Origin of the sequence: Sphingobacterium spiritivorum ATCC 33861, from assembly GCF_000143765.1 — a bacterium.
GTDB lineage: Bacteria > Bacteroidota > Bacteroidia > Sphingobacteriales > Sphingobacteriaceae > Sphingobacterium > Sphingobacterium spiritivorum.
Map to the genome: position 1 here is coordinate 1 of NZ_GL379770.1, position 21,092 is coordinate 21,092.

Sequence of the window (21,092 nt, forward strand, 5' to 3'; positions counted from 1 at the left end):
CACCAACGGACGCATCAACTGCATTTGCTGCTGTCCCCACCGGCAATATGATCCAGGCACAAACATCGCTGCGCTCATGCTTGCGCCATCCAAATAACAACGACTAACCAGATTAATTCTCTCCTTTTCAAGGAGAGATCCCGTTTATCGGGAGAGAGGTTGAGAACCGATATTCTAAGTATACAGTTCTGTTACTTTTTAGGCTACTCCACTTCTATGTTGTTGGTGAGCACACTAACAGACACGTCAACTGCATTTGCCGGTATCCCCACTGGCAATACGATACAGGCACAAGGAACTTGCTTATGTCAGGCACATAATAGTGAAACTAATGGTATAGGGGGGGATAATAAAAAAGCCGGAGTAAACTACTCCGGCTTTTAAATATTTCAGTAAGAAGGCTTATTTAGCTAATTCTTCAGCGATTGCTTTTCCGATTTCAGCAGGGGATTCTACAACACGAATTCCACATTCTGCCATGATTTTCATTTTAGCAGCAGCAGTATCATCTGCACCACCTACGATAGCACCGGCGTGTCCCATACGACGTCCCGGAGGCGCTGTCTGACCTGCGATAAAACCAACAACAGGTTTTGTACCGTGTTCTTTGATCCAACGAGCAGCTTCAGCTTCCATACCACCACCGATCTCACCAATCATGATGATACCTTTAGTCTCAGGGTCATTCATTAACAATTCTACAGCCTCTTTAGTAGTTGTACCAATAATAGGGTCACCACCGATACCGATAGCTGTGGTAATTCCTAATCCTGCTTTCACAGTCTGATCCACTGCTTCGTATGTTAATGTTCCAGATTTTGAAACGATACCTACATTACCTTTTTTGAAAATAAAGCCTGGCATGATACCAATTTTAGCTTCATCTGCAGTAATAATACCTGGACAATTTGGACCGATCAAACGAGAGTTTTTGTCGCTCAGGTAAGATTTAACCTGAATCATATCTTTTGTAGGAATACCTTCAGTAATACAAACGATTACTTCGATACCTGCAGCAGCAGCTTCCATAATCGCATCAGCAGCAAATGCCGGTGGTACGAAGATGATAGATACGTTAGCACCGGTTTTGTCTACAGCATCCTGAACAGTGTTGAATACCGGACGGTCCAAATGTTGCTGACCACCTTTGCCGGGTGTTACACCACCTACGACATTTGTGCCATACTCAATCATTTGAGTAGCGTGATAAGTACCTTCTGTTCCTGTAAAGCCTTGTACGATAACTTTTGAATCTTTATTAACTAGTACACTCATTTTTGTCTTGTTTTTTGCATCACAAATCTACTGTTTTGCGATGATATCTAAAAGTTTAAATAGCGAACTTCTGAACTATTTTTCAATTAAATCTGTTTTTTACAACAAAATCCCATAAGACGATACCGATTGTGACAGAAATATTAAAAGAATGCTTGGTGCCGAATTGAGGAATCTCCAGACATCCGTCCGAGATCTTCATGATTTCTTCATCTACACCGTGTACTTCATTGCCAAAGACAAAGGCATATTTCTGATCTGATGAGGGTTCAAACTGATGTAGCATCACACTACCTTCAGCCTGTTCGATTGCCAGTATCTGATATCCTTCCGCTTTTAATTTCTGAAGTCTGCTGACTAAATCAGGAGCATGTTCCCAATCTACAGATGAAGTGGCACCCAGTGCTGTTTTTTCTATTTCACGATGAGGAGGAGTACCGGTGATACCTCCCAAAATAATTTTTTCGACTGCGAAAGCATCTGAAGTACGAAAGGCTGAGCCTACGTTGTGCATACTTCTTACATTATCCAATACCAGTACAACCGGTATTTTAGATTGCTTTTTAAACGTTTCGACATCAGGACGCTGCAATTGGTCCATGGATAATTTTTGCATATGCAAAGATAAGCAAGCAAAACTTTAATTTAGATTTTGATATATGAAAAATATGGGTTATTTTTGCAGTCCGAAATTTAAGTAAAGAAATAAATTTAGCTAATAGAAATGGCAAATCATAAATCAGCGATCAAAAGAATTAGAGCAAATGCAACTAAGCGTTTGAGAAACCGTTACCAAGCAAAAACGACTCGTAACGCAATCAAAAAATTACGTAACACTACTTCAGCAGAAGAAGCTAAAACTTTATTACCTCGTGTAATTTCTATGTTGGATCGTTTGGCTAAGAAAAACGTAATTCACAAGAAAAAAGCTGCTAACAACAAATCGAAATTGACTAAATTGGTTAACAAATTAGGTTAATTCCTCGTTAGACCTGTTTAAAAGCGATATAGTAGGGATACATGAATAATGTATCCCTTTTCTCGTTGCGATACGACAGAGGGCCTGATTATAGCTAATCAGGCCCTCTGTTTTATTTCTGTTTAATGATTTGTTGTACGATCTTATCCAGTTTTTTAGGATCTTTCATGTAAGGCTCCAGATTATATAATTCGACCTTTTTGAAATCTATAGGGTGACTTTCACTCTGAAGAGAAATATATCCCTGCTTCAGCAACTGCCCGTCTTTTTTCTGAGCCGGATCATAATCAGATACACTTCCTCCTCCGATCTGCGGTTTATTATACTCCAATACTACCTGACCTTCCAGGATATGCTGAATAACAGAATCTCCTAATACCACAAAGTCTGCTGTTACCCATTGATCTCCGTGGTAAGTTTTGGATTTAGAACTGATACAGTGTGGAGTGAATAATTTCTCATTCATAACGACATTGGTACCAGGTGTACACAGGTTGCTTGTTGTACGTTCATTTTTTCCGTCTCCACCTAACAATTGTCCTTCAATGGATATCGGAAAGTCCTGATTTTTCAACATTGTACGCGGATCCTGACCATGCAGCATTGCCCCGCTGTTACGCCATGCCCAACCTTCACCCTCCGGCGCCTGTTCCCCTACGAAGCGGTATTGTACCCGCAGGACGTAAGCACTGAATGGTTTGTCGTAGGCAATATGACCATATTGTTTGTCAAAGGATTTATAACCATCATATCTTACTTTTAGGAGCCCGTCTTCAACTCTGAATGTATTCGCATAATTATCGCCTACTTCGTGTTGACGGATCTTAATGATCCAGTTTTTCATGTCTTTTCCGTTGAATAACTGGATAGGTTTTGGAGTCTTTACAGTTTGTGCAGCTAAGGGAGCAGAGGAGAATAATAAAACTCCTATGCTTAGAGCTGCAAATGCATTCTTTAGTTTCATAGTATGGTTTGTGTCTTTCGCTAAAGATAGTGAAAAAATAACAGGAAGCAGAGGCCAGGCTTACAGCAAATGGTTTTTGTGCTTGACATATTCACTTGGGCGCAATCCCACTATTTTATTAAAGGTATTGCTGAAAGTAGGAAGGCTGCTGTATCCGACTTTGAGAGCCACTTCATTGACCGTTAATTTTTCATCCAGTAACAATTTCAGTGCCTTTAACATCCTTAGAATGGTATAGTATTGTATGAAGGACATATTAAGTTCTTTTTGGAAGAGACGGGCAAGCGTACGTTCGCTGATGTCAAACTGTTTGGCTACATCTTTAAAACTTACGTTTTCTTCAATTCTGCTATCCAGATAAGTAATAATATCCTTTAATTTGGTATGACTGGGATAAGGCAAAGCCAGAGGAAGTTCTGTCTGAGACAATTCCGGCAGAATTAGTTTGAATGCTTTGGCAATAGAGTACTTAGGCTCTTCAACGGGAAAGATATTACCATTCCATCTGTTAGTAAACATGATCAGTTCAATCAGCAGATCGTTTACGGGATAGATGTTGATCTTATCGAAAAAATCTGTATCTGTTTCAAATTTGGGAAAATACAGATTTCGCATAATCACTTCAGGACTGCTGGGATGAATGCTGTGTTTCATACCGGATGGTATCCAGATGTAATGACGTGCCGGAAGAAAAAAGGATTTATCTGGTGTCTTCAGAAATACAACTCCCCCTTCAGTATATAGAAACTGCCCTTTTTGATGCATATGTTCAGCAATAAAGCTTTCACCCATCACTTTATGATGACAATAGATGCTGTCTTCAAATGCATCTACTTCTGTCATGTAATACCGATCTACATATTTGGCTTCCATCTTGGAGAAATTTTAATGATTAAATCCTTGATTAACAATTATAATGTATAAAAGTAAGTCTGTACTTACCTGTAAACTGCTCAAAAGTTAGTTGATACTCATTTCTGAGGATTGTCCTCTTGATTATAACGGTCATACTATCAATATTTTACACAGATAAAAATGTCTTATTCCGGTAAAAAAGAAGTTAATAAAATGATATTAATCACTGATTCATAAATATTTACAAATATATCGTCTTTATTGGATAATTTTGTGGCAAAACGCAATAAAATGCCAAATAAATAAATGGTTAATATTGTCTGTGCTCTTTATGAGCGGGTTGTAAATGAGGTTTGATAAGTTTTTATTTATAAATATGACAGAGGAAAGAATTCGGTTAGAAAGTCTTAAAGATAAAGTAGTCAGTGCTGCTGAGGCAGCTCTTCTCTTCGAAGATAATATGGTTGTAGGTTCCAGTGGTTTTACAAAAGCCGGAGATAGTAAAGTGGTATTGCCAGCCTTAGCAGAGCGGGCGCAGAAGGAGAAAATAAAGATTACATTAATGACCGGAGCTTCACTTGGTCATGATACGGATGGCAAACTGGCTGAAGCAGGGGCACTGAAGAAAAGAATGCCTTTTCAGGTAGATCGTGTGTTGCGTAAAAAGATAAATGATGGTGAAGTTCTTTTTATAGATCAGCATTTGAGCGAAAGTGCAGAGCTTTTACATAATAAAAATCTTCCTCCTGTCGACATTGCTGTTCTTGAAGTTGCTTATATCGATCGTGACGGAAGTCTTGTCCCTACTACATCGGTAGGTAATTCGGCTACGTTTGCAGCTTTGGCGAATAAAGTTATTTTAGAAATCAATACTGCTGTTCCGTTGGATGTATTAGGTATTCATGACATCTATCAGGCAGAAGATTATCCATATCGTAATGTGATTCCAATTGTAGCTCCCTGGAATAAAATTGGAAGAAAGACGATTCCGATTAATCCTGACAAAATCGCAGCTATCGTATTTACAGATATTGTAGACAGCCCGGCAGATATTGCCGAACCTGATGTGAAGACTACAGCTATTGCCAATCATATTATGGCATTCTTTGAAAATGAGGTGAAATTAGGCCATTTGACAGACCGTTTACTTCCTTTGCAGGCTGGTATCGGAAAAGTAGCAAATGCTGTATTAACAGGTTTTAAGGATAGCAATTTTTACGATCTGACTATGTTTTCGGAAGTATTGCAGGACAGTGCTTTTGATCTTATTGATTCCGGTAAATTATCATTTGCTTCAGCTTCTTCTATCACTGTTTCCAAAGAATGTTACAGCAGGGTATTTGATAACCTGCAAAAATACAGAGATCGTATTGTGCTGAGACCGCAGAATATTTCCAATACTCCCGGATTGATTCGTCGTCTCGGAGTAATCGCAATCAACACTGCAATAGAGTTTGATATCTATGGTAATGTTAACTCTACACATATCAGTGGTACGAAGATTATGAATGGTATTGGCGGTTCCGGAGATTTTGCACGTAATGCTTTCCTAAGTATTTTTGTGACGCAGGCAGCCTCCAAAGAGAATGCTATTTCTCATGTGTTGCCAATGGTATCGCATGTGGATCATACAGAACATGATGTGGATATACTGGTGACCGATATAGGTCTTGCAGATCTAAGAGGATTGGCTCCCCGTGAACGGGCACAGGTTATTATAGACAATTGTGTACATCCTGATTTCAGAGAAGAATTGCAGTCGTATTTTGACCGCGCAAAGGAAAGAGGAGGTCATACTCCTCACTTGCTGGAAGAGGCTTTCAGCTGGCATATCCGTCTCAGCGAGACCGGTACCATGAAGAAATAATAATGAACTAAATATACAGCCGTCACTAAATACCAGGGGCGGCTTTTTTTGTATACTTTCTTTTTCGTAACAGCTGTTGCAGCAATCCTGCCAAAAACAGAATTACAACGGGTAATACTACATTTATAAACTGCCATTGCAATTTATCTTTCCGAACAAGCGCCTGATCCAGCATACGCAGTTTGACCTCCCTGTTGCGGAGTGATATCAGAGAGGTATCATTTAATAAATAGTCCACAGCATTTTCCAGAAATGCTTTATTTGCAAACTGTTGATTGGTATAGCGATCCCATCCCAGTGGGAAAGGAGATTGATCCGATGCGTTAACCTGATTGATGAGCCAGTCACCATCTGCAATAGCCAGCATTTTTGCGGGCTTAGATACCGAAGACAAGTCTGCAGGATTTTGAATTCCTGCCGGAGCCGGGCGATTTCCAAAAATATAAGGAAATTTCCCCTGTAGCAACACGGCTACGGTAGCCGGATTGCTTTTGAAGCGTGCAGGATCTGGCTGTTCTTCTACCATTTGCAATGATATTGTGGCCGGGGTGCTGAGTATACGTGTAAAGGGAGAGGATTGGAGTATGATTTCTTTTTTAATGCCATTTGCTTCAATAGTATCTATAGTTCCTGTGAATTCGGTACGTATTCCGTCCAGGTTTTTAACAATAGGATTCGTGGATACCGGCATAAGAATAGGATAAAATAACCAGGGAGCGAGCTCTATTTGAGATTGTCCGCCAACATTGCCTACACTGATTGGAATCTGTCCGCAGTTCATATCTGCTACAAGGTTATAATTAAAACGTAAGCCATACAGGAAGAGCTGATCGTCCAGATTGAGTTGTCGTCCTATTATGGGCTGTTCTCCTGTTGCTCTAAGTTGATCCAGACTTGCATCTATCTGATCGATTGCCCATATGACATTTCCACCATTTCTTATAAAATAATCTATCTTGTATTTGTCACTTTCTGAAAATGCTTTAACCGGTTTGGCAATGACCATGATATCCAGCTTTTTCAGACCTTCATAATCGAGGGAGTCCAGAAGGATACGTCCAACCTCATTCCCGTTCATAAGTGAATGCATGGCATCATACAATTGCAGGTCTGTGGCTTCCCCATGTCCTTCTGTAAATCCTATGTATGGAAAATCCTTTTTTGTAACTTTAGTAATAGCGGATATAAAGGCATATTCCAGATTTTGAATAGAATTATTCAGGATCTGTTCCGGACTTGCACTGCTTCTGTTCTGCAGGAGATTGAGCGCAATTTCCCGGTCCTCGGTAGAAATAATGGCGCCGGGGAAAATCATTTTTTGATTGAATCCGGATTCTGATTTTACACTGAGATTGGTGGGGTATAATCCTCTTCCGACCAATGCCTGTGTAAATTCCTGTTGTTCCGCAGGCGTACCTGTCAATGGATTTAATATATTGAATTTAATCCTGCCATTGGAATAAGAGCGTAAGTCTGATGCCATATCAATAGCTGCTTTTTTCAGGCGGTCAAATCCACTGGGTAATTCTCCATCAAGAAAGATGGTAATATATATGTCTTTATCTAATTTCTTGACAATGTTTTTGGATGTATCAGTCAGGGTAAACCGCTTGTCTGCTGTGAAATCAATACGGTCAAACCCTGAATTCAGAAGTCCTGAATTGAGAAGAATGACAATAGCTATGGTGGCTCCATAATAGGTAAAGGTCTTCTTTCTTGGATTGAATCGACGACGGAGATGTCCTACGGTCAATACTAAAAAGAACAGGGGTACAGAAATAAAATACAGAAAATCAGATAGTGTAAGTACACCGCGGCTGATAGCCAGATAATGTTCCTGAAATCCGATGTTTTTGACAAACGTCTCATAAGAATTAAGGGCACTTAACTGGCTGACAGCATTAAAACCATAAAACGCAATGAAACTACAAAAGACAGCCAGTAAAAATGAAACAATTGCATTTTTTGAAAGGGAGGAACAAAAGAGTCCTATAGCAACAAATCCAATCCCTAAAAGTATTAATCCGATATATGAACCAACAGTCGCACCGATATCTATATTGCCGGTAGGGTTTGCTAAAAAGTAAACGGAAATAGCATAGATAATAGTTGGCAAAATTGCTAATGTGGTGATGGTAATACCACCTAAAAACTTACCCAGAACAATCTGTCTTACTGTAACCGGACGACTTAGAAGAAGGTCATATGTACCATCCGCCTTTTCTCCGGCAATAGACCGCATTGTAACGGCAGGTATAAGAAATATAAAGAGGTAAGGTGTAAGCGAAAAAAAACCTTCCAGGGTAGCATAGCCATTGTCAAGAATACTGGTTTCCGGGAATACCCAAAACAATAAACCGGTAACTAAGAGAAATAAGCCTATGGCAAGATATCCGATAAGTGCATTGAAATACGAGGATACCTCTTTTTTATAAATACTAAGCAAAATGTCTTGTTTTTTGCTTCGAAAATAGCAAATAGAAGGCGGTAAAACAAGAAATTACCGGCTGATCAACCGGTACTTTCTTAATGGATTAAGTTAAAACTATCTTTTTCCCGGAAGATAAATCTGGAAACCTACACCAAAACCAAGGCCGGTAGATTTATCAGCACCGCTCACATTTGCTTTGGAGTAATTGTATCCAAACGTTGCTTCCAAAGCCACTGTTTGTGTAATAAAATGTGCGTATCCAAGGTTAGCTCCTGCAGTAAATGTTGCACCATCTCCTAATGAGCTGCCTGCAATACCAACAGAACCCTGACCAAAGAAGCGACCTGTAGAACTAGCTCCCTCAGGGAAGTAGTATCTTACGAACGGAGCAATACCATATCTCCAATCGTTTTCTCCGTCTTTAATGGTAGTCAGTCCCAACATACCTTCAGCACCAATAGCAATACCATCAGATACAAAATATCCTGCACGAGGATTAAGTGCTGCATTGAAAGATTTGCCTTCAAAACTATAGCCCAGGCTTCCGATAGAACCACCTACCATCCAGTTGCCTGTCTGAATCGGTCTCATACCTACATCTGCTGATGTCTGAGGCTTAGTTTCGATTTTTTGAGCTTGAGTAACACCAACTGTACCCAATAAAAGAATAAAAGGTAAAAATAATTTTTTCATGTTTTCCTGTGTTTATTGATATTCAATATAGTAATAACAGTCAAACAGAAAGAAAGTTTTAAGAATTTTATTTAGTTATTTGAACAAAAATATCTTCCATTGTTAAACCTGGGTATTTTATGTCTGATTCTTTTAATGGGAAATTTTCCATTACTTTTCCTTTTTTTAGGATAATGACAGCATCACAAATCGCTTCTACTTCCTGCATGATATGGGTGGAGAATATAACGGTTTTTTCCTTTCCAAGTGTTTTGATAAGACTTCTGATTTCGAGAATCTGATTAGGATCTAATCCGGTCGTCGGTTCGTCCAGAATGAGCACCTGGGGATCATGGATAATAGCCATTGCCAATCCTACACGTTGTCTGTAACCTTTGGAGAGTTGTTGTACCTTTTTATGTTGTTCGCTTTCCAGGCCGGTAAGGTGCATGACCTCTTCTATACGCTGAGACTTATTCGGGATCTGATGTACTCCTGCTTCGAAAGCAAGGATCTCACGCACATACATTTCTCCATACAGCGGGTTATTCTCCGGAAGGTAACCAATCAATTTTTTGATCTCCCGGTGTGAATTTTTCAAATTAAGCCCGTTGATAACTACTGTGCCGGAATCGGCTGGGATCAGTCCGGTCATAATTTTCATAGTAGTTGACTTTCCTGCTCCGTTAGGTCCCAGAAAACCAACTATAGTATTGGACGATACATCAAACGAAATTTCGTCTAATGCTTTTTGCTGATGGTACGTTTTGGTAATTTGCCTGAGTACAATAGACATGTGTGGTGCTTAATTGATAAACGGAGATTTTATTCCTCTTTTCAGGATGTAATATTTCAGTGATTTTCCTGCCTCTAATGGTCTGTCTGTGCTTAATATGTCTGCTCCTCTATCCACGTATTCTGCATAGACCTGATTACCATTTGCTTTTGCCTGTTTATCGAGGTTACCCATAGTGCCAAGGATAATTGGGATGCCATGACCATGCAGGAGGTCTACAAGACCTTTGTCAGCCTCTCTGGTGCCTACAAAGGCTACTAATCTGTTGTCTGGTATATCCCGGTCATTAAGACGCAAGAGGTCTCCTGAGTTGCGTATAGAGGCTGAAATCATAAGGTCGGGAGCCAGACTGAATATTCGGTCTGCCTGATTTGGATTATACGTAATGATAATGACATGCGCTTCAGCTCTGGTCTTACGGATTGCATTAATAACCAGACTATAGGGTGTTTCCTGTTTTACATCCAGGGTGTAAATTACCTTTCCTATTCCCCATGCAAGTGCTTCTTCTAAAGTTGGAATCCTATACAATGTCAACTTTCCGTTGTTGTCTTTGAGCTTGAGTTTTTTTAATTCAGCAAGAGTATAATCACTAACCTTACCTGTGCCATTGGTTGTACGATCCAGTTTGTCATCATGCATCAGTACCAGAGCAGAATCTTTAGTCAGTCTTACATCACATTCAATAATGGAAGGTTGTTTACTGGCGATGTAATCGAAGGTCTCAATCGCATTTTCCGGATATCCCGGATATGGTCCGCCGCGGTGAGCACTGACAAGAGGATATCTTTTTTCATCATAAGTCAGAAACTGATATAAATCATCTACGGATTTGAATTTAAAAACGGTACCCTGAGTCAGGGATGGCTTATTCGATGAAGCCATTTCTATGCAACTGCTGACAGTTGTAAACAGTATAAATCCGAGTAGAAATATCAGTATTCTTTTATTCATATAGCAGGACTATTTTCTTTATTGTGTGTATGTATCAGTTGAATGATTTCATCCAGATCCCGATCCAGTTTTTCGAAGATAATATGAGCCTGATTATAAAACGGCTCCCTTTCTTGAAGTTTAGATTCAATGAACTGATACAGCTCTTCTCCCTTTAGCCCGAGCAGAATCGGCCGTTTTTTTACATCTGATTTGGATAATCTGTCCCAGAGCGATTTTGGAGTCATTTTCAGATACAGAGAGATTCCTCTTTCGTTGATCCAATTCATATTGTCATGGAAACAGGGGGTGCCTCCTCCTGTAGAAATGATACCGCTGACTCCTTCTTGCTTTTGCAAAAATTCACGTTCCAGATTTCGGAAAGCTTCTTCACTGTGTGTTTCAAAATACTGAGCAATTGGCATACCAATATGTTTCACTATCTCTTCGTCAAGGTCGATAAACGGTACATTCATTTTATTGGCAAGCTTTTTACCGATAGTTGTTTTACCGCTTCCCATATAACCGATTAAAAAAACAGGCAAATTCATTATTTATCTTCCTTGAAATATTTTTTTTCTAATTTTTCGACAGATGGAAAGTTATTATGCGACCATTTGTTGATCACTGTCCCATTTTGTAAAAGGAGTACTCCCGGATTAGACCTGACCATACTTTTAAGCGGAACCTGATCGGCATAAAAAATCTCAAAGATCAGATCCATATGTTCACTCAGGTAATCAGCGTCTGTCGAAGAACTCGCGGTCAGCAAAACGGCTCTAAGGTTATAGTCTTCTGCAATTTGTTTGACGGTCTGATTGATTTTACCCAATGCTTCCAGTTCGCCTTTTCCCATTTTAGTCAGATCTTTACTGACAACCACAAAGTTGTAGTAAGGATTGCTGATAATTTCCTGTGTTTTGTCATTTCCGTCTACATCTGTAATCATCAGATCCGGAATCGGGATAGCGTATCCTTTTTTGATAAGTTTGCTTTTAGGATCTCCCACAATTTCCCAATCACTGTCCTCCCATATTTTTTCGGACATGTACACTTTGTCTGTAACTTCCTTTGTCTCTCCGGTTTTTACATTTTTCATCGAATAGATGGTCTCGTATACATCTCCTTCTTTACCTTCAGGCAAGACCATCAGTGAAGGGATATTATTGCCTTTTTTGTAAGGAAGAAAATCAATAAAAGGGAGGTAATGTGTGGTGTATATACCTATACCCATGGAAATAACGACTATGGCTGTTGTCAGCAGGTTACTGGTGAAAGGATCTGCAATAATAGGTTTTATTTGTTTGCGGTAGATAAAGATGATCAGAATCAGTGCCAGTAAAACGAGGTCTTTGGAAAAGGACTCCCAGGGCGTCAAAGGAATAGCATCTCCAAAACATCCGCAGGATGTCACTACCTCAAAAAAGGCAGAATAGAAGGTGAGGAATGTGAAGAAAATAATAAGAATCAGTAATCCCCAGGCAACCTTGCGGCCATGGAAACCTAATAATAACAATGCACCGAAAATAATTTCCAATCCACAGATTAGGATAGCCAGATAGGTACTGTAATCGTTAAGAAAATTCATGTTGAACACATGGAAGTATTCTTCCAGTTTATATCCGAATCCGGTAGGGTCATTGGCTTTTATCAGACCCGAAAAGATAAAAAGTAGTCCGGTGATGATTCTTGAAAATCCTAACAGATAGTTTGTCTTTTGTTTAGCAGGTTGAATGTAAGTGCTTTGCATATCTGGTTTATTTTTGTGTTGCCAAACCCATTTTGATCAAGGCGAATACGGCATAGTTTAACATATCTTGATAGTTGGCATTGATTCCTTCCGAAACGATAGTTTGTCCGCCGTTGTCTTCGATCTGTTTGACACGATGTATTTTCATCAGAATAAGATCAGTCAGGGAAGAAATCCGCATATCGCGCCAGGCTTCACCATAGTCGTGATTTTTGGCCAGCATCAGATCACGCGTTTGCTCTACTTTTTCGTTATATTTTTGATTCACAAATGTCGGATCGAGATTTTCCTCTCCATCTTCTCCCAATTCGATCTGCAGCATTGCTATAACGCAGTAATTAATGATACCTATATATTCGTCGGCAATACCTTCTCCGACTTTGGAAACTTGTTTTACCTCCAATGTACGGATTCGTTGAGCCTTAATATAAATTTGGTCGGTAATAGATGATAGCCGCATGATGCGCCATGCTGTACCATAATCTTTTGTTTTCCTGATAAAAAGGTTTTGACAATGCTCGATAACACTGTTATATTCTTGAATCGTATCCATGAACGGTGATTGTATGCTCTTAATAATTTGTTGACTAGCAAATATAAGTAGAATAAGTAAAATTTGCGGATAAAGCAGGGGCGGGCTTTGTAATTATAGCATCATATTACCGGAAAATATGATGCTATAGAATTAAAACAGTAATATTTTTGACTACCAATGGACCAATTCTCCGATACGATAGGTCAATACACCTGTTGCGGGGTCGTATTTGTCTCTTGAGAGTACAGGCATAGGCATTTTGATTTGATCCTGATCCGGATGGTGAGTGCGGTTGTGGTATGTTTTGATTTCTTTAGGAATAAATACCTTTCCGTTGATGGTCAGATTGCTGAGGGTCATGTCAATCACAGGAATGTCTTTGTAGTAGATAAAGTTGTCTCCTAAATGTCGGTCAGGAGTTCCAAAATCAAAGTATTTATGGTATTGCTCCGTGAAATAAACGATAGTTTTATCCATACGGATTTTTTTGCCGGGAAAGGCCAATGAACCTATAGTGTCTGTGCGGTGGGTCTGTAAGTTTTCGACTGTATAGGTTACCCATGAATGCTCTACATCTCCCCAGGAGAAATATAAATCCTTAGGAATGAAATCTGGAGCTATACTTTTTCCTTTCTCGTATTTTGTTTTTGTAAGCTTTAATCTGTACTTCCCTTTATTCCAGTTTAGTTTGTTGCGCACACTTATAAAATCACCTTCACCATCACTGCTATTGTAGTATCCGGCAGAATTTGTTGCCTCTTTGCTGCGTTCGTACCAGCGGGAGAATATTCCTCCGCGTCCGATTTGCTGATAGACATTATCTTTGACGCTGTAACCATCAGAATGGGTCTGTATACCTCCATAAACAGGCATGCCATTTAGCTGAATATTGAAAGGTGATATATAGAATGCATATTCGTCCGGAATATCATTTAGGATATCTACATCTATACTGAAGGACTGAAAATCCGTTATAGTGCTGTCTAACTGAACAAAAGAATTAGTAAAATGAAGAGGTGGGAGAATAACACTATCGGGGTAGTTGTGTGTATTTCTCATTTTCTTCTCTGTTTCTTTATGAAGGTCACTGTTTTCATATTTTTTCTTCAGCTCTTCTTTAGATTGAGCACTGACCACACTACCTGAAAGACTTAGTAATAATAGGAAAGCATAATTTATGGATTTCATAAAGATCTGTTTATTATATCTAAAGTACGGATTTTTACAATCGATGAAGAGGGGTGAGGGACAAATCTGCAGAATTCTTACTACGCTTATGTTTTATTTTTATGATATTTACAAAATGAGCCTTCTATACATAGTTCCTGCGGGAAGTGCGTATAAATATAAGGTCGTTTATTACATAAGTAATTGCAGATGAATATTAAAGAATTGGATATCCGTGAAGTAAACATTATCCGATACGTACAACCTTTCCGGGAAGGAGGATCTTTACCGGCTCTTGTAGATGCAGATGACGGATTTAGTTATGTTATCAAATTTCGCGGAGCGGGGCAGGGGCGTAAAGCTTTGATTGCTGAATTGATAGGAGGTGAACTGGCACGGCTACTGGGACTTCGTGTTCCTGAAATTGTCTTTGCTGAGCTGGATGATTCTTTCGGTCGTACAGAACCTGATGAAGAGATACAGGATCTCCTCAAATTCAGTGTTGGTAAAAATCTGGGTTTACATTTTCTGAACGGAGCTATTACCTTTGATGCTAATGTAGATCATATAGGTAGTGAAGAAGCCTCAAAAATTGTCTGGCTGGATGCGTTGCTGATGAATGTAGACCGTACGGTAAAGAATACGAATATGCTGATCTGGCACAAAGAACTGTGGCTGATTGATCATGGTGCTTCGCTATATTTTCATCATAGCTGGGACAATTGGGAGGAACAATCCGTAAAACCTTTTGTGCAGATTAAAGATCATGTATTGTTGAAATATGCGACGGAGGTAAAGAAGACCGATGAGATATACAAACCTTTATTTACTGAAGAAATCATCCGTAAAGTGTTATCTGTCGTGCCGGATGAATGGCTGCAGGATGAAGTAAGAGAGTTGAGTGCGGAGGATGCCCGTTCTGTCTATATTCAGTTTTTATGTAACAGGCTGGCACATTCAGAATTGTTTGTTAATCAAATTATAGAAGCACGTGAAGAACGTATTTGAATATGCTGTAGTGAGACTCGTACCGAGAGTGGAGAGGGAAGAGTTTATCAATGTCGGTGTGATATTGTATTCTAAGAGGACGCGCTATTCCGGATTTTTATGGCAATTGAATGACGATAAATGCAGTGTATTGTGCAGAGATTTGGATGTTGCCATGATTCGTCAGCATTTGCATTCATTTGAACAGATCTGTAATGGTTCAAGCGATGGGGGTAAACTGGCTGAATTAGATCAGGCGGAACGGTTTCGATGGCTGACCGCCCGACGCAGTACACTTATACAGTGCTCGCCTGTACATCCGGGCTTAACGGAAAATCCTGCAGATACACTTCAGGACCTTTTTGAAAAACTAGTAATCTGAGACAAGATGGAAGGTATTCACCATTGATAATGGGAAATAGCTGACTTGTTCAAAAAAATAAAATATGTCTGCTGATAAAAATATGGAAAGCTTCTACACCCATTTGTATGCAAAACAACTGGAAGTACAGGATATGCCTTCTAACAAACGGATAGCCCAGTGGGCCATGAATCTTTTACACCTGCTTTTTCCGGAGCGAAACTCCAATAGTTACCAGTCTGTAGAAGAGATCAGAGTTGCTTTTCAGCAATCTGAAAATGAACTTTTTGATCTTTTGATCCGTACAAAGGCTTGTTCACAATGTGATAACCAGGAGATTTCAAGTGTGTTTTTTACCTGTTTACCCGGGCTCTATGAAATTATGCTGACGGATGCACGATCTATCTTAGCCGGAGATCCTGCTGCGAAAAGTATTCGTGAGGTGATACGTACATACCCCGGATTTATGGCGATCAGTGTATTCCGGTTAGCCAACCAGCTTCATAAGCAAGGTGTACCGCTGATCCCGCGGATTCTTACGGAGTATGCACATTCCAAGACTGGCATAGATATTCATCCGGGCGCGACGATCGGACAGTATCTGTATATCGATCATGGGACGGGATTAGTAATCGGTGAGACCAGTGTGATAGGAGATCATGTCAAACTGTATCAAGGCGTTACTCTGGGCGCGTTAAGTGTGGAAAAAAATATGGCTAATCTGAAACGTCATCCGACCATAGAAGATCATGTGATCATATATTCCGGAGCAACGATTCTGGGTGGGGAGACCGTTATCGGGCACCATTCCATTATCGGAGGTAATGTATGGCTGACTTCCAGTATAGATCCATACACTACCGTCTACCATCAGGCTAATTCTAAATTTATAGACGCTAAACCACTTACATAATTATGGGAAATATAATAGATACCATAGGAAATACACCTTTAGTCGAGATTACCAAGTTTCATAACAATCCAAAGGTAAAAATCTACGCCAAAATGGAGGGAAATAATCCGGCCGGATCCGTTAAAGACAGGGCTGCATTGAATATGATCCGCTCGGCACTGAAACGGGGTGAGATTACAGGGGAGTCCAAACTTATAGAAGCGACCAGTGGTAATACTGGTATTGCATTGGCTATGATTGCAGGTATGTATGGCTTAAGTCTGGAATTGGTGATGCCGAGTACTTCTACTCGTGAACGGACACTCACAATGGAAGCCTTTGGAGCTAAAGTGACACTTCTGGAATCTATGGAGGTTTGCAGGGATTATGCGGAGGATAAAGCGGCTTCAGGTGAGTATTTTATTCTTAATCAATTTGCGAATCCGGATAATTATAAAGCACATATCAAGACAACCGGACCAGAGATATGGCGAGATACAGAAGGAAAGATTACCCACTTTGTGAGTGCAATGGGAACGACAGGCACGATTATGGGAAATTCAATGTTTCTGAAAGAGAAAAATGCAGATATACAGATTGTCGGTTGTCAGCCTACGGAGGAATCTTCTATTCCCGGTATTCGCAGGTGGCCTCAGGAATATCTGCCTAAAATATTTGATGCTTCCCGTGTGGACAGGGTCATTGATATTTCACAGGCTGAATCTACACAGATGGCCCGTGAGCTTGTAAAAAGAGAAGGAATATTTGCAGGAATGAGTACAGGGGGTGCTTTTGCTGCAGCACTCAAGGTTGCTAATGAACTTGAGGAAGGGGTAATTGTATTTATTGCCTGTGATCGCGGAGACCGGTATCTGAGCTCTGACCTATTCGGATAAAATAAATGACGTTTTATCTAAAAGCGCTGTCCGTTTACCGGGCAGCGCTTTTGGTTTATTCTGTTTCTCTGCTCCAGATTTCAAAGATCGGATCACCCTTTGAGCTTTTGCCGCTGTGATGCCAGTCATTACCTTTTATTTCTCCCCGGAAGCTGAGCGTAGCGCCCACACGGCTATTATCCCTGGAGAAAAATAGCAGTTTTTCTGTGTACTGGTTATCCTGGAAAGAGTAGTTACCACCTCCTGTGCCGTAGAATCCTTTTTGAGCAGGATTGATAGCGATCCACTGAAAATAACCATCTACCAATATTTTAATGGTTTTGCGGTCCCCTCTTTTAATGCTGTTGATGTTTTCTCCTTCTTTTCTGCCTGTGATTCTCCATAAACCATCCAAATTTTGGGGTTTTCCGACCGCTTTTGTATAGGTTTGCTCATTCAGCGTCAACTTATTTCCGGTCATTTTTGATTTGTATAGCTGCTTACTACCCACTTTGTCAGAATCCTGAGAATTAAATTCTACCGCTACCTGTATTCCCTTGCTATCAGCCTGAATGGGCCCTCCCCATGTGTAAACAAAATTATTTTCACTGAATTGAGTATAGGTACAATACTGATCTTTAAATAACCAGAGCTCCGTAGTGCCATCCTTTGTTGATAGATAAGCCCCTTCTAACGTTGGTTGCTGAGCAGAAACAGGAGACAGGCTACATAGCGCAATGATAAGTGTAAAAAGCAAAGTTCTCATGACGTATAGTTATTGGTTATCCATTAATATACGAATGAAGCTATGCTTTTGTTTGCCGGAAGAGAAGGGAATGAAGAATCTGAGCTTGCTATCTGCCGCCGTACAGATCGAACAAATGCTCCCATTCTGCTGACAGAGATGAGGAAAAAACAGGTTGTTTTGCTCTGTTATACCAGTAATTGGCATTCCATTGATCTCCTTCTTTGCGGTGGAGATAAGCATGTATATGTGCGGATACCGTATCGTGTAACTGATCTATAAGATCATGGGCGGTCTGCCAATCCCCTTTAGCATCATACCATAATGATTGAAGATGAACAGAAAAATCTGCGGGTGGTTCAGGATGCAACAGAGACGCATCAAATGTAGAACGTTTCATAGGATTAAATTAGACAAACTCGTTTAAAATAAAAAATCCTTACCCGTAAAGGATAAGGATTTTCTATCTCCGAAAATTGAAATTATTTTCCGTCGTTTTTCTTAGCAGTAACTTCGTTACGGATGTCTTGCGCTAAAGTTTTGATTTCTTGTAAACCTTTACGTACACGCGTACCTGCAGCAGCGTTTCCGTTGTTGAAAAATTTGTCCGCATCTGCTTCGATTGAAGCTACCAGCTCTTTTAATTTAGTGTAGTTTTCCATTTTTAATTAATATAATTATAGTTTTCTTTAATTAATCCTCAAACGATGTTATAAATATACAAAAAGCAATGAAAGCATAAATATTTTTTCATCTTTTTTTGCTGAAAAAGTTATTTAATAGCAGTTATTCTACAATTTTCAGTTCTTCAATGATATTTGTAGCTCCAGCAAACTTATCAATGATAAATAATACATAACGGATGTCTACAGATATTGTACGTTGTAGTTTTGGATCGAAGATCACATCTCCGGCCATTGCTTCAATGTTACCATCAAAAGCCAGGCCAATTAATTCACCATTGCCGTTAATTACAGGAGATCCTGAATTTCCTCCGGTAATGTCGTTGTTGCTCAGGAAATTAACAGGCATGTATCCTTTCTTGTCTGCATAACGACCAAAGTCTTTTGTATTGTACAGATCAATCAGACGCTGCGGAAGGTCGAATTCTTCGTCTCCTTTTTTGTACTTCGCAATCGTTCCTTTTAGTGTGGTATAGTAATTTTCCGCTGCATCATTTTTTGCATTTGGAGGGAGTGCCATTATCGAACCATATGTTAAACGTAAAGTACTGTTCGCATCAGGATAATATTTTCCTTTTGGGTTTGATTCCAGTACTCCGGCGATGTATTTACGGTGTGCGGCCTGGAATTTTCCTTCGGCTTCTTCCTGACCCGGTAATACTTCACGGTATTTGGTCATTAAAGCTGAAGAAATAAGGAACAACGGATCTTGTGCAACGGCTGCAGCATCAGGGTTGGCAAGAAAAGCATTTACTTTTTCAGATGAAGCAAAGATACTTGTCGCAAATGCCTGCTCTATATCCTTACTGAAATCTCCGCCATTTTTGCTTGCTAATGTTGCAATGTAAGGAGCAATAGCGCCACCTTTCTTAGCATACAGATTAAGTTCTTGTGTCAATACTTCTATCTCCAGAGGCTGATACAGTTTTTCATAAGAATCCTGAACGAAAGCATTTAGCTTAGGAAGCATCTCTGCTCTTTTTGCTTCATTTTCTTTTGCATATTGAGCAAGACCTCCACCCAGATTTGCCGGAAGTGCAGCGAAAGTTGAAGAACGGATCATACCGGTAAGGTAATTGTCGTGTTTTGCTTTTTCATTAGTAGCTGCGTAATAATCGTTGATGGTTTTGATAACATCCCCATACTTAGCCTTATTAGCTGCTTTGTTAGCCCATTTATTGAATTTAGCTTCTTCTACTGCTTTTGTAGCTGCTGTCTTATGGAAGGTCAGTGCATCGATCATACCCTGACGGTTTTTCCAGTAGTTGGCTACACCCGAGTATTTGGAAGCATAGTTGATTTTTACTTCCTGATCCCGATCCATGTATTTTTTCATGGCATCCAGACCTGTTTTTGAAGATTCCACCCATGCCGGATAAGCAAATTTTACATTTTGCTCAATACCTGCTGAAGGCATCCATCTGTTTGTACGGCCCGGATATCCCAGAATCATTGCAAAGTCGTTATCCTTAAAACCTTTCAGACTGACAGGAAGAAAGTGTTTTGGTTTCAACGGAACATTCTCTTTGGAATACTGTGCAGGATTACCGTCTTTGTCTCCGTAGACACGGAAGATAGAAAAATCCCCGGTATGGCGTGGCCATTCCCAGTTATCTGTATCGCCACCGAATTTACCTATGCTGTTAGGAGGCGTACCTACCAGACGAACATCTGTATAATCCTGATAAACGAAGTAGTAATACTCATTTCCATTGTAGAAAGATCTTACAGATACTACATATTTACCACCTTCGCTGTTTTCTGTCTGGATTTTTGCAATCTCCTGATTAATGATTTTCTCACGTTCCTTTTCGGTCATTTTATCATTTACAAGACCAAGAATACGCTTTGAAACATCATCCATGCGTACGAAAAAGCGTACAAATAAAGATTTAGGCTTTAATTCTTCCGCTTTTGTTTTAGCCCAGAAACCGTTAGTCAGGTGGTCATTCTCTGGTGTAGACAGCTCAGCGATAGCACCGTAACCACAGTGGTGATTGGTAAATACCAGGCCCTGATTAGACACGATCTCTGCTGTACATCCTCCGTTGAATTGTACGATCGCATCTTTAAGACTGGAATTGTTAATGCTGTAAATTTCTTCAGCTGTTAATTTTAAGCCTTTTTTCTGCATATCTGCCATATTCAGGCGTTTGATGTGCATTAAAAACCACATCCCCTCGTCGGCAAATGAGCTTAGACTTACTGCAAATAGCAGTACGAAAATCCATAATTTTTTCATATCAACCTTTTAAGTTCTTTTATATCTAGGACAAAGTTGCTTTAAAATAGGTGTAAATCAAAATCTGAGGGTTGCATAATCAG

At 39.8% G+C, this 21,092-nt stretch carries 22 protein-coding genes; 6 read left to right on the forward strand and 16 right to left on the reverse strand.

The features are described 5' to 3' along the window. Nucleotides 1-402: 402 nt before the first annotated feature. Nucleotides 403-1,275, reverse strand: a complete 873-nt coding sequence (gene sucD, locus HMPREF0766_RS00005) for a succinate--CoA ligase subunit alpha (protein WP_002992612.1) — start codon at nt 1,273-1,275, stop codon at nt 403-405. 82 nt (nt 1,276-1,357) lie between these two features. Continuing rightward, a complete protein-coding gene (locus HMPREF0766_RS00010) occupies nt 1,358-1,891 on the reverse strand; it encodes an RNA methyltransferase (RefSeq protein WP_002992613.1) in 534 nt (177 codons plus the stop codon). 108 nt (nt 1,892-1,999) lie between these two features. Here HMPREF0766_RS00010 and rpsT point away from each other — a divergent pair, with 108 nt between their 5' ends. Beyond that, nucleotides 2,000-2,254 (forward strand): 30S ribosomal protein S20, encoded by a 255-nt coding sequence (gene rpsT / locus HMPREF0766_RS00015; RefSeq protein ID WP_002992614.1) that lies wholly within the window; start codon nt 2,000-2,002, stop codon nt 2,252-2,254. Nucleotides 2,255-2,366: 112 nt separating this feature from the next. Here the strand turns inward: rpsT and HMPREF0766_RS00020 are convergent, their stop codons facing one another. Together HMPREF0766_RS00020 and HMPREF0766_RS00025 are read right to left on the reverse strand one after the other, a co-directional pair. Then, complete coding sequence (locus HMPREF0766_RS00020) at nt 2,367-3,218, reverse strand: 3-keto-disaccharide hydrolase (protein WP_002992615.1); 852 nt, start codon at nt 3,216-3,218, stop codon at nt 2,367-2,369. A 60-nt stretch (nt 3,219-3,278) separates the two neighbouring features. Further along, on the reverse strand, nt 3,279-4,091 hold the full coding sequence (locus HMPREF0766_RS00025) for a helix-turn-helix transcriptional regulator (RefSeq protein ID WP_002992616.1): 813 nt from the start codon (nt 4,089-4,091) through the stop codon (nt 3,279-3,281). 358 nt (nt 4,092-4,449) lie between these two features. On the opposite strand from HMPREF0766_RS00025, the gene scpC reads away from it, so the two are divergent. Further along, complete coding sequence (gene scpC / locus HMPREF0766_RS00030) at nt 4,450-5,940, forward strand: succinyl-CoA:acetate CoA-transferase ScpC (RefSeq protein ID WP_037459423.1); 1,491 nt, start codon at nt 4,450-4,452, stop codon at nt 5,938-5,940. A 25-nt stretch (nt 5,941-5,965) separates the two neighbouring features. Here scpC and gldG read toward each other — a convergent pair whose 3' ends face one another. The 8 genes from gldG to HMPREF0766_RS00070 form a co-directional block, all read right to left on the reverse strand. Then, the gene (gene gldG, locus HMPREF0766_RS00035; RefSeq protein WP_002992621.1) at nt 5,966-8,386 is read right to left on the reverse strand and encodes a gliding motility-associated ABC transporter substrate-binding protein GldG; all 2,421 of its coding nucleotides are present in this window, start codon (nt 8,384-8,386) and stop codon (nt 5,966-5,968) included. A 99-nt stretch (nt 8,387-8,485) separates the two neighbouring features. Beyond that, nucleotides 8,486-9,064 carry a hypothetical protein gene (locus HMPREF0766_RS00040; RefSeq protein WP_002992622.1) on the reverse strand — a complete coding sequence of 193 codons (579 nt, stop codon included), beginning with the start codon at nt 9,062-9,064 and terminating at the stop codon, nt 8,486-8,488. 67 nt (nt 9,065-9,131) lie between these two features. Then, nucleotides 9,132-9,839, reverse strand: a complete 708-nt coding sequence (locus tag HMPREF0766_RS00045) for an ATP-binding cassette domain-containing protein (RefSeq protein ID WP_002992625.1) — start codon at nt 9,837-9,839, stop codon at nt 9,132-9,134. A 9-nt stretch (nt 9,840-9,848) separates the two neighbouring features. Further along, nucleotides 9,849-10,793: a glycerophosphodiester phosphodiesterase family protein gene (locus tag HMPREF0766_RS00050; protein WP_002992627.1), complete on the reverse strand. Its 945-nt coding sequence runs from the start codon at nt 10,791-10,793 to the stop codon at nt 9,849-9,851. Beyond that, a complete protein-coding gene (locus HMPREF0766_RS00055) occupies nt 10,790-11,323 on the reverse strand; it encodes a shikimate kinase (RefSeq protein WP_002992629.1) in 534 nt (177 codons plus the stop codon). Before HMPREF0766_RS00055 ends, HMPREF0766_RS00050 begins: the two co-directional genes overlap by 4 nt. Further along, nucleotides 11,323-12,522 carry a BT_3928 family protein gene (locus tag HMPREF0766_RS00060; protein ID WP_002992631.1) on the reverse strand — a complete coding sequence of 400 codons (1,200 nt, stop codon included), beginning with the start codon at nt 12,520-12,522 and terminating at the stop codon, nt 11,323-11,325. The genes HMPREF0766_RS00055 and HMPREF0766_RS00060 overlap by 1 nt, the downstream gene beginning before the upstream one ends. A 7-nt stretch (nt 12,523-12,529) precedes the next feature. Then, a complete protein-coding gene (locus tag HMPREF0766_RS00065) occupies nt 12,530-13,075 on the reverse strand; it encodes a DUF1599 domain-containing protein (protein ID WP_002992633.1) in 546 nt (181 codons plus the stop codon). Between the two features lie 153 nt (nt 13,076-13,228). Further along, the gene (locus tag HMPREF0766_RS00070) at nt 13,229-14,245 is read right to left on the reverse strand and encodes a hypothetical protein (protein WP_002992634.1); all 1,017 of its coding nucleotides are present in this window, start codon (nt 14,243-14,245) and stop codon (nt 13,229-13,231) included. 189 nt (nt 14,246-14,434) lie between these two features. Between HMPREF0766_RS00070 and HMPREF0766_RS00080 the strand changes: the two genes are divergently transcribed. From HMPREF0766_RS00080 to cysM, 4 genes are all read left to right on the forward strand, one after another. Continuing rightward, nucleotides 14,435-15,232 carry a HipA family kinase gene (locus HMPREF0766_RS00080; RefSeq protein WP_002992639.1) on the forward strand — a complete coding sequence of 266 codons (798 nt, stop codon included), beginning with the start codon at nt 14,435-14,437 and terminating at the stop codon, nt 15,230-15,232. Then, on the forward strand, nt 15,216-15,593 hold the full coding sequence (locus tag HMPREF0766_RS00085) for a DUF3037 domain-containing protein (protein ID WP_002992641.1): 378 nt from the start codon (nt 15,216-15,218) through the stop codon (nt 15,591-15,593). Before HMPREF0766_RS00080 ends, HMPREF0766_RS00085 begins: the two co-directional genes overlap by 17 nt. Nucleotides 15,594-15,657: 64 nt before the next feature. Beyond that, the gene (locus tag HMPREF0766_RS00090) at nt 15,658-16,485 is read left to right on the forward strand and encodes a serine O-acetyltransferase (RefSeq protein WP_002992644.1); all 828 of its coding nucleotides are present in this window, start codon (nt 15,658-15,660) and stop codon (nt 16,483-16,485) included. A 2-nt stretch (nt 16,486-16,487) separates the two neighbouring features. Continuing rightward, entirely contained in the window at nt 16,488-17,360 is an 873-nt protein-coding gene (gene cysM / locus HMPREF0766_RS00095) for a cysteine synthase CysM (RefSeq protein WP_002992647.1), read from the forward strand. Between the two features lie 55 nt (nt 17,361-17,415). Here cysM and HMPREF0766_RS00100 read toward each other — a convergent pair whose 3' ends face one another. The 4 genes from HMPREF0766_RS00100 to HMPREF0766_RS00115 all read right to left on the reverse strand — a co-directional run bounded on the left by HMPREF0766_RS00100 (nt 17,416) and on the right by HMPREF0766_RS00115 (nt 21,009). Next, a complete protein-coding gene (locus HMPREF0766_RS00100; RefSeq protein ID WP_002992650.1) occupies nt 17,416-18,105 on the reverse strand; it encodes a hypothetical protein in 690 nt (229 codons plus the stop codon). 88 nt (nt 18,106-18,193) lie between these two features. Then, a complete protein-coding gene (locus HMPREF0766_RS00105; protein WP_002992652.1) occupies nt 18,194-18,484 on the reverse strand; it encodes a hypothetical protein in 291 nt (96 codons plus the stop codon). An 82-nt stretch (nt 18,485-18,566) separates the two neighbouring features. Next, nucleotides 18,567-18,746 (reverse strand): hypothetical protein, encoded by a 180-nt coding sequence (locus HMPREF0766_RS00110; protein ID WP_002992655.1) that lies wholly within the window; start codon nt 18,744-18,746, stop codon nt 18,567-18,569. A 124-nt stretch (nt 18,747-18,870) separates the two neighbouring features. After that, entirely contained in the window at nt 18,871-21,009 is a 2,139-nt protein-coding gene (locus tag HMPREF0766_RS00115) for a S46 family peptidase (protein WP_002992658.1), read from the reverse strand. Nucleotides 21,010-21,092: the final 83 nt, after the last annotated feature.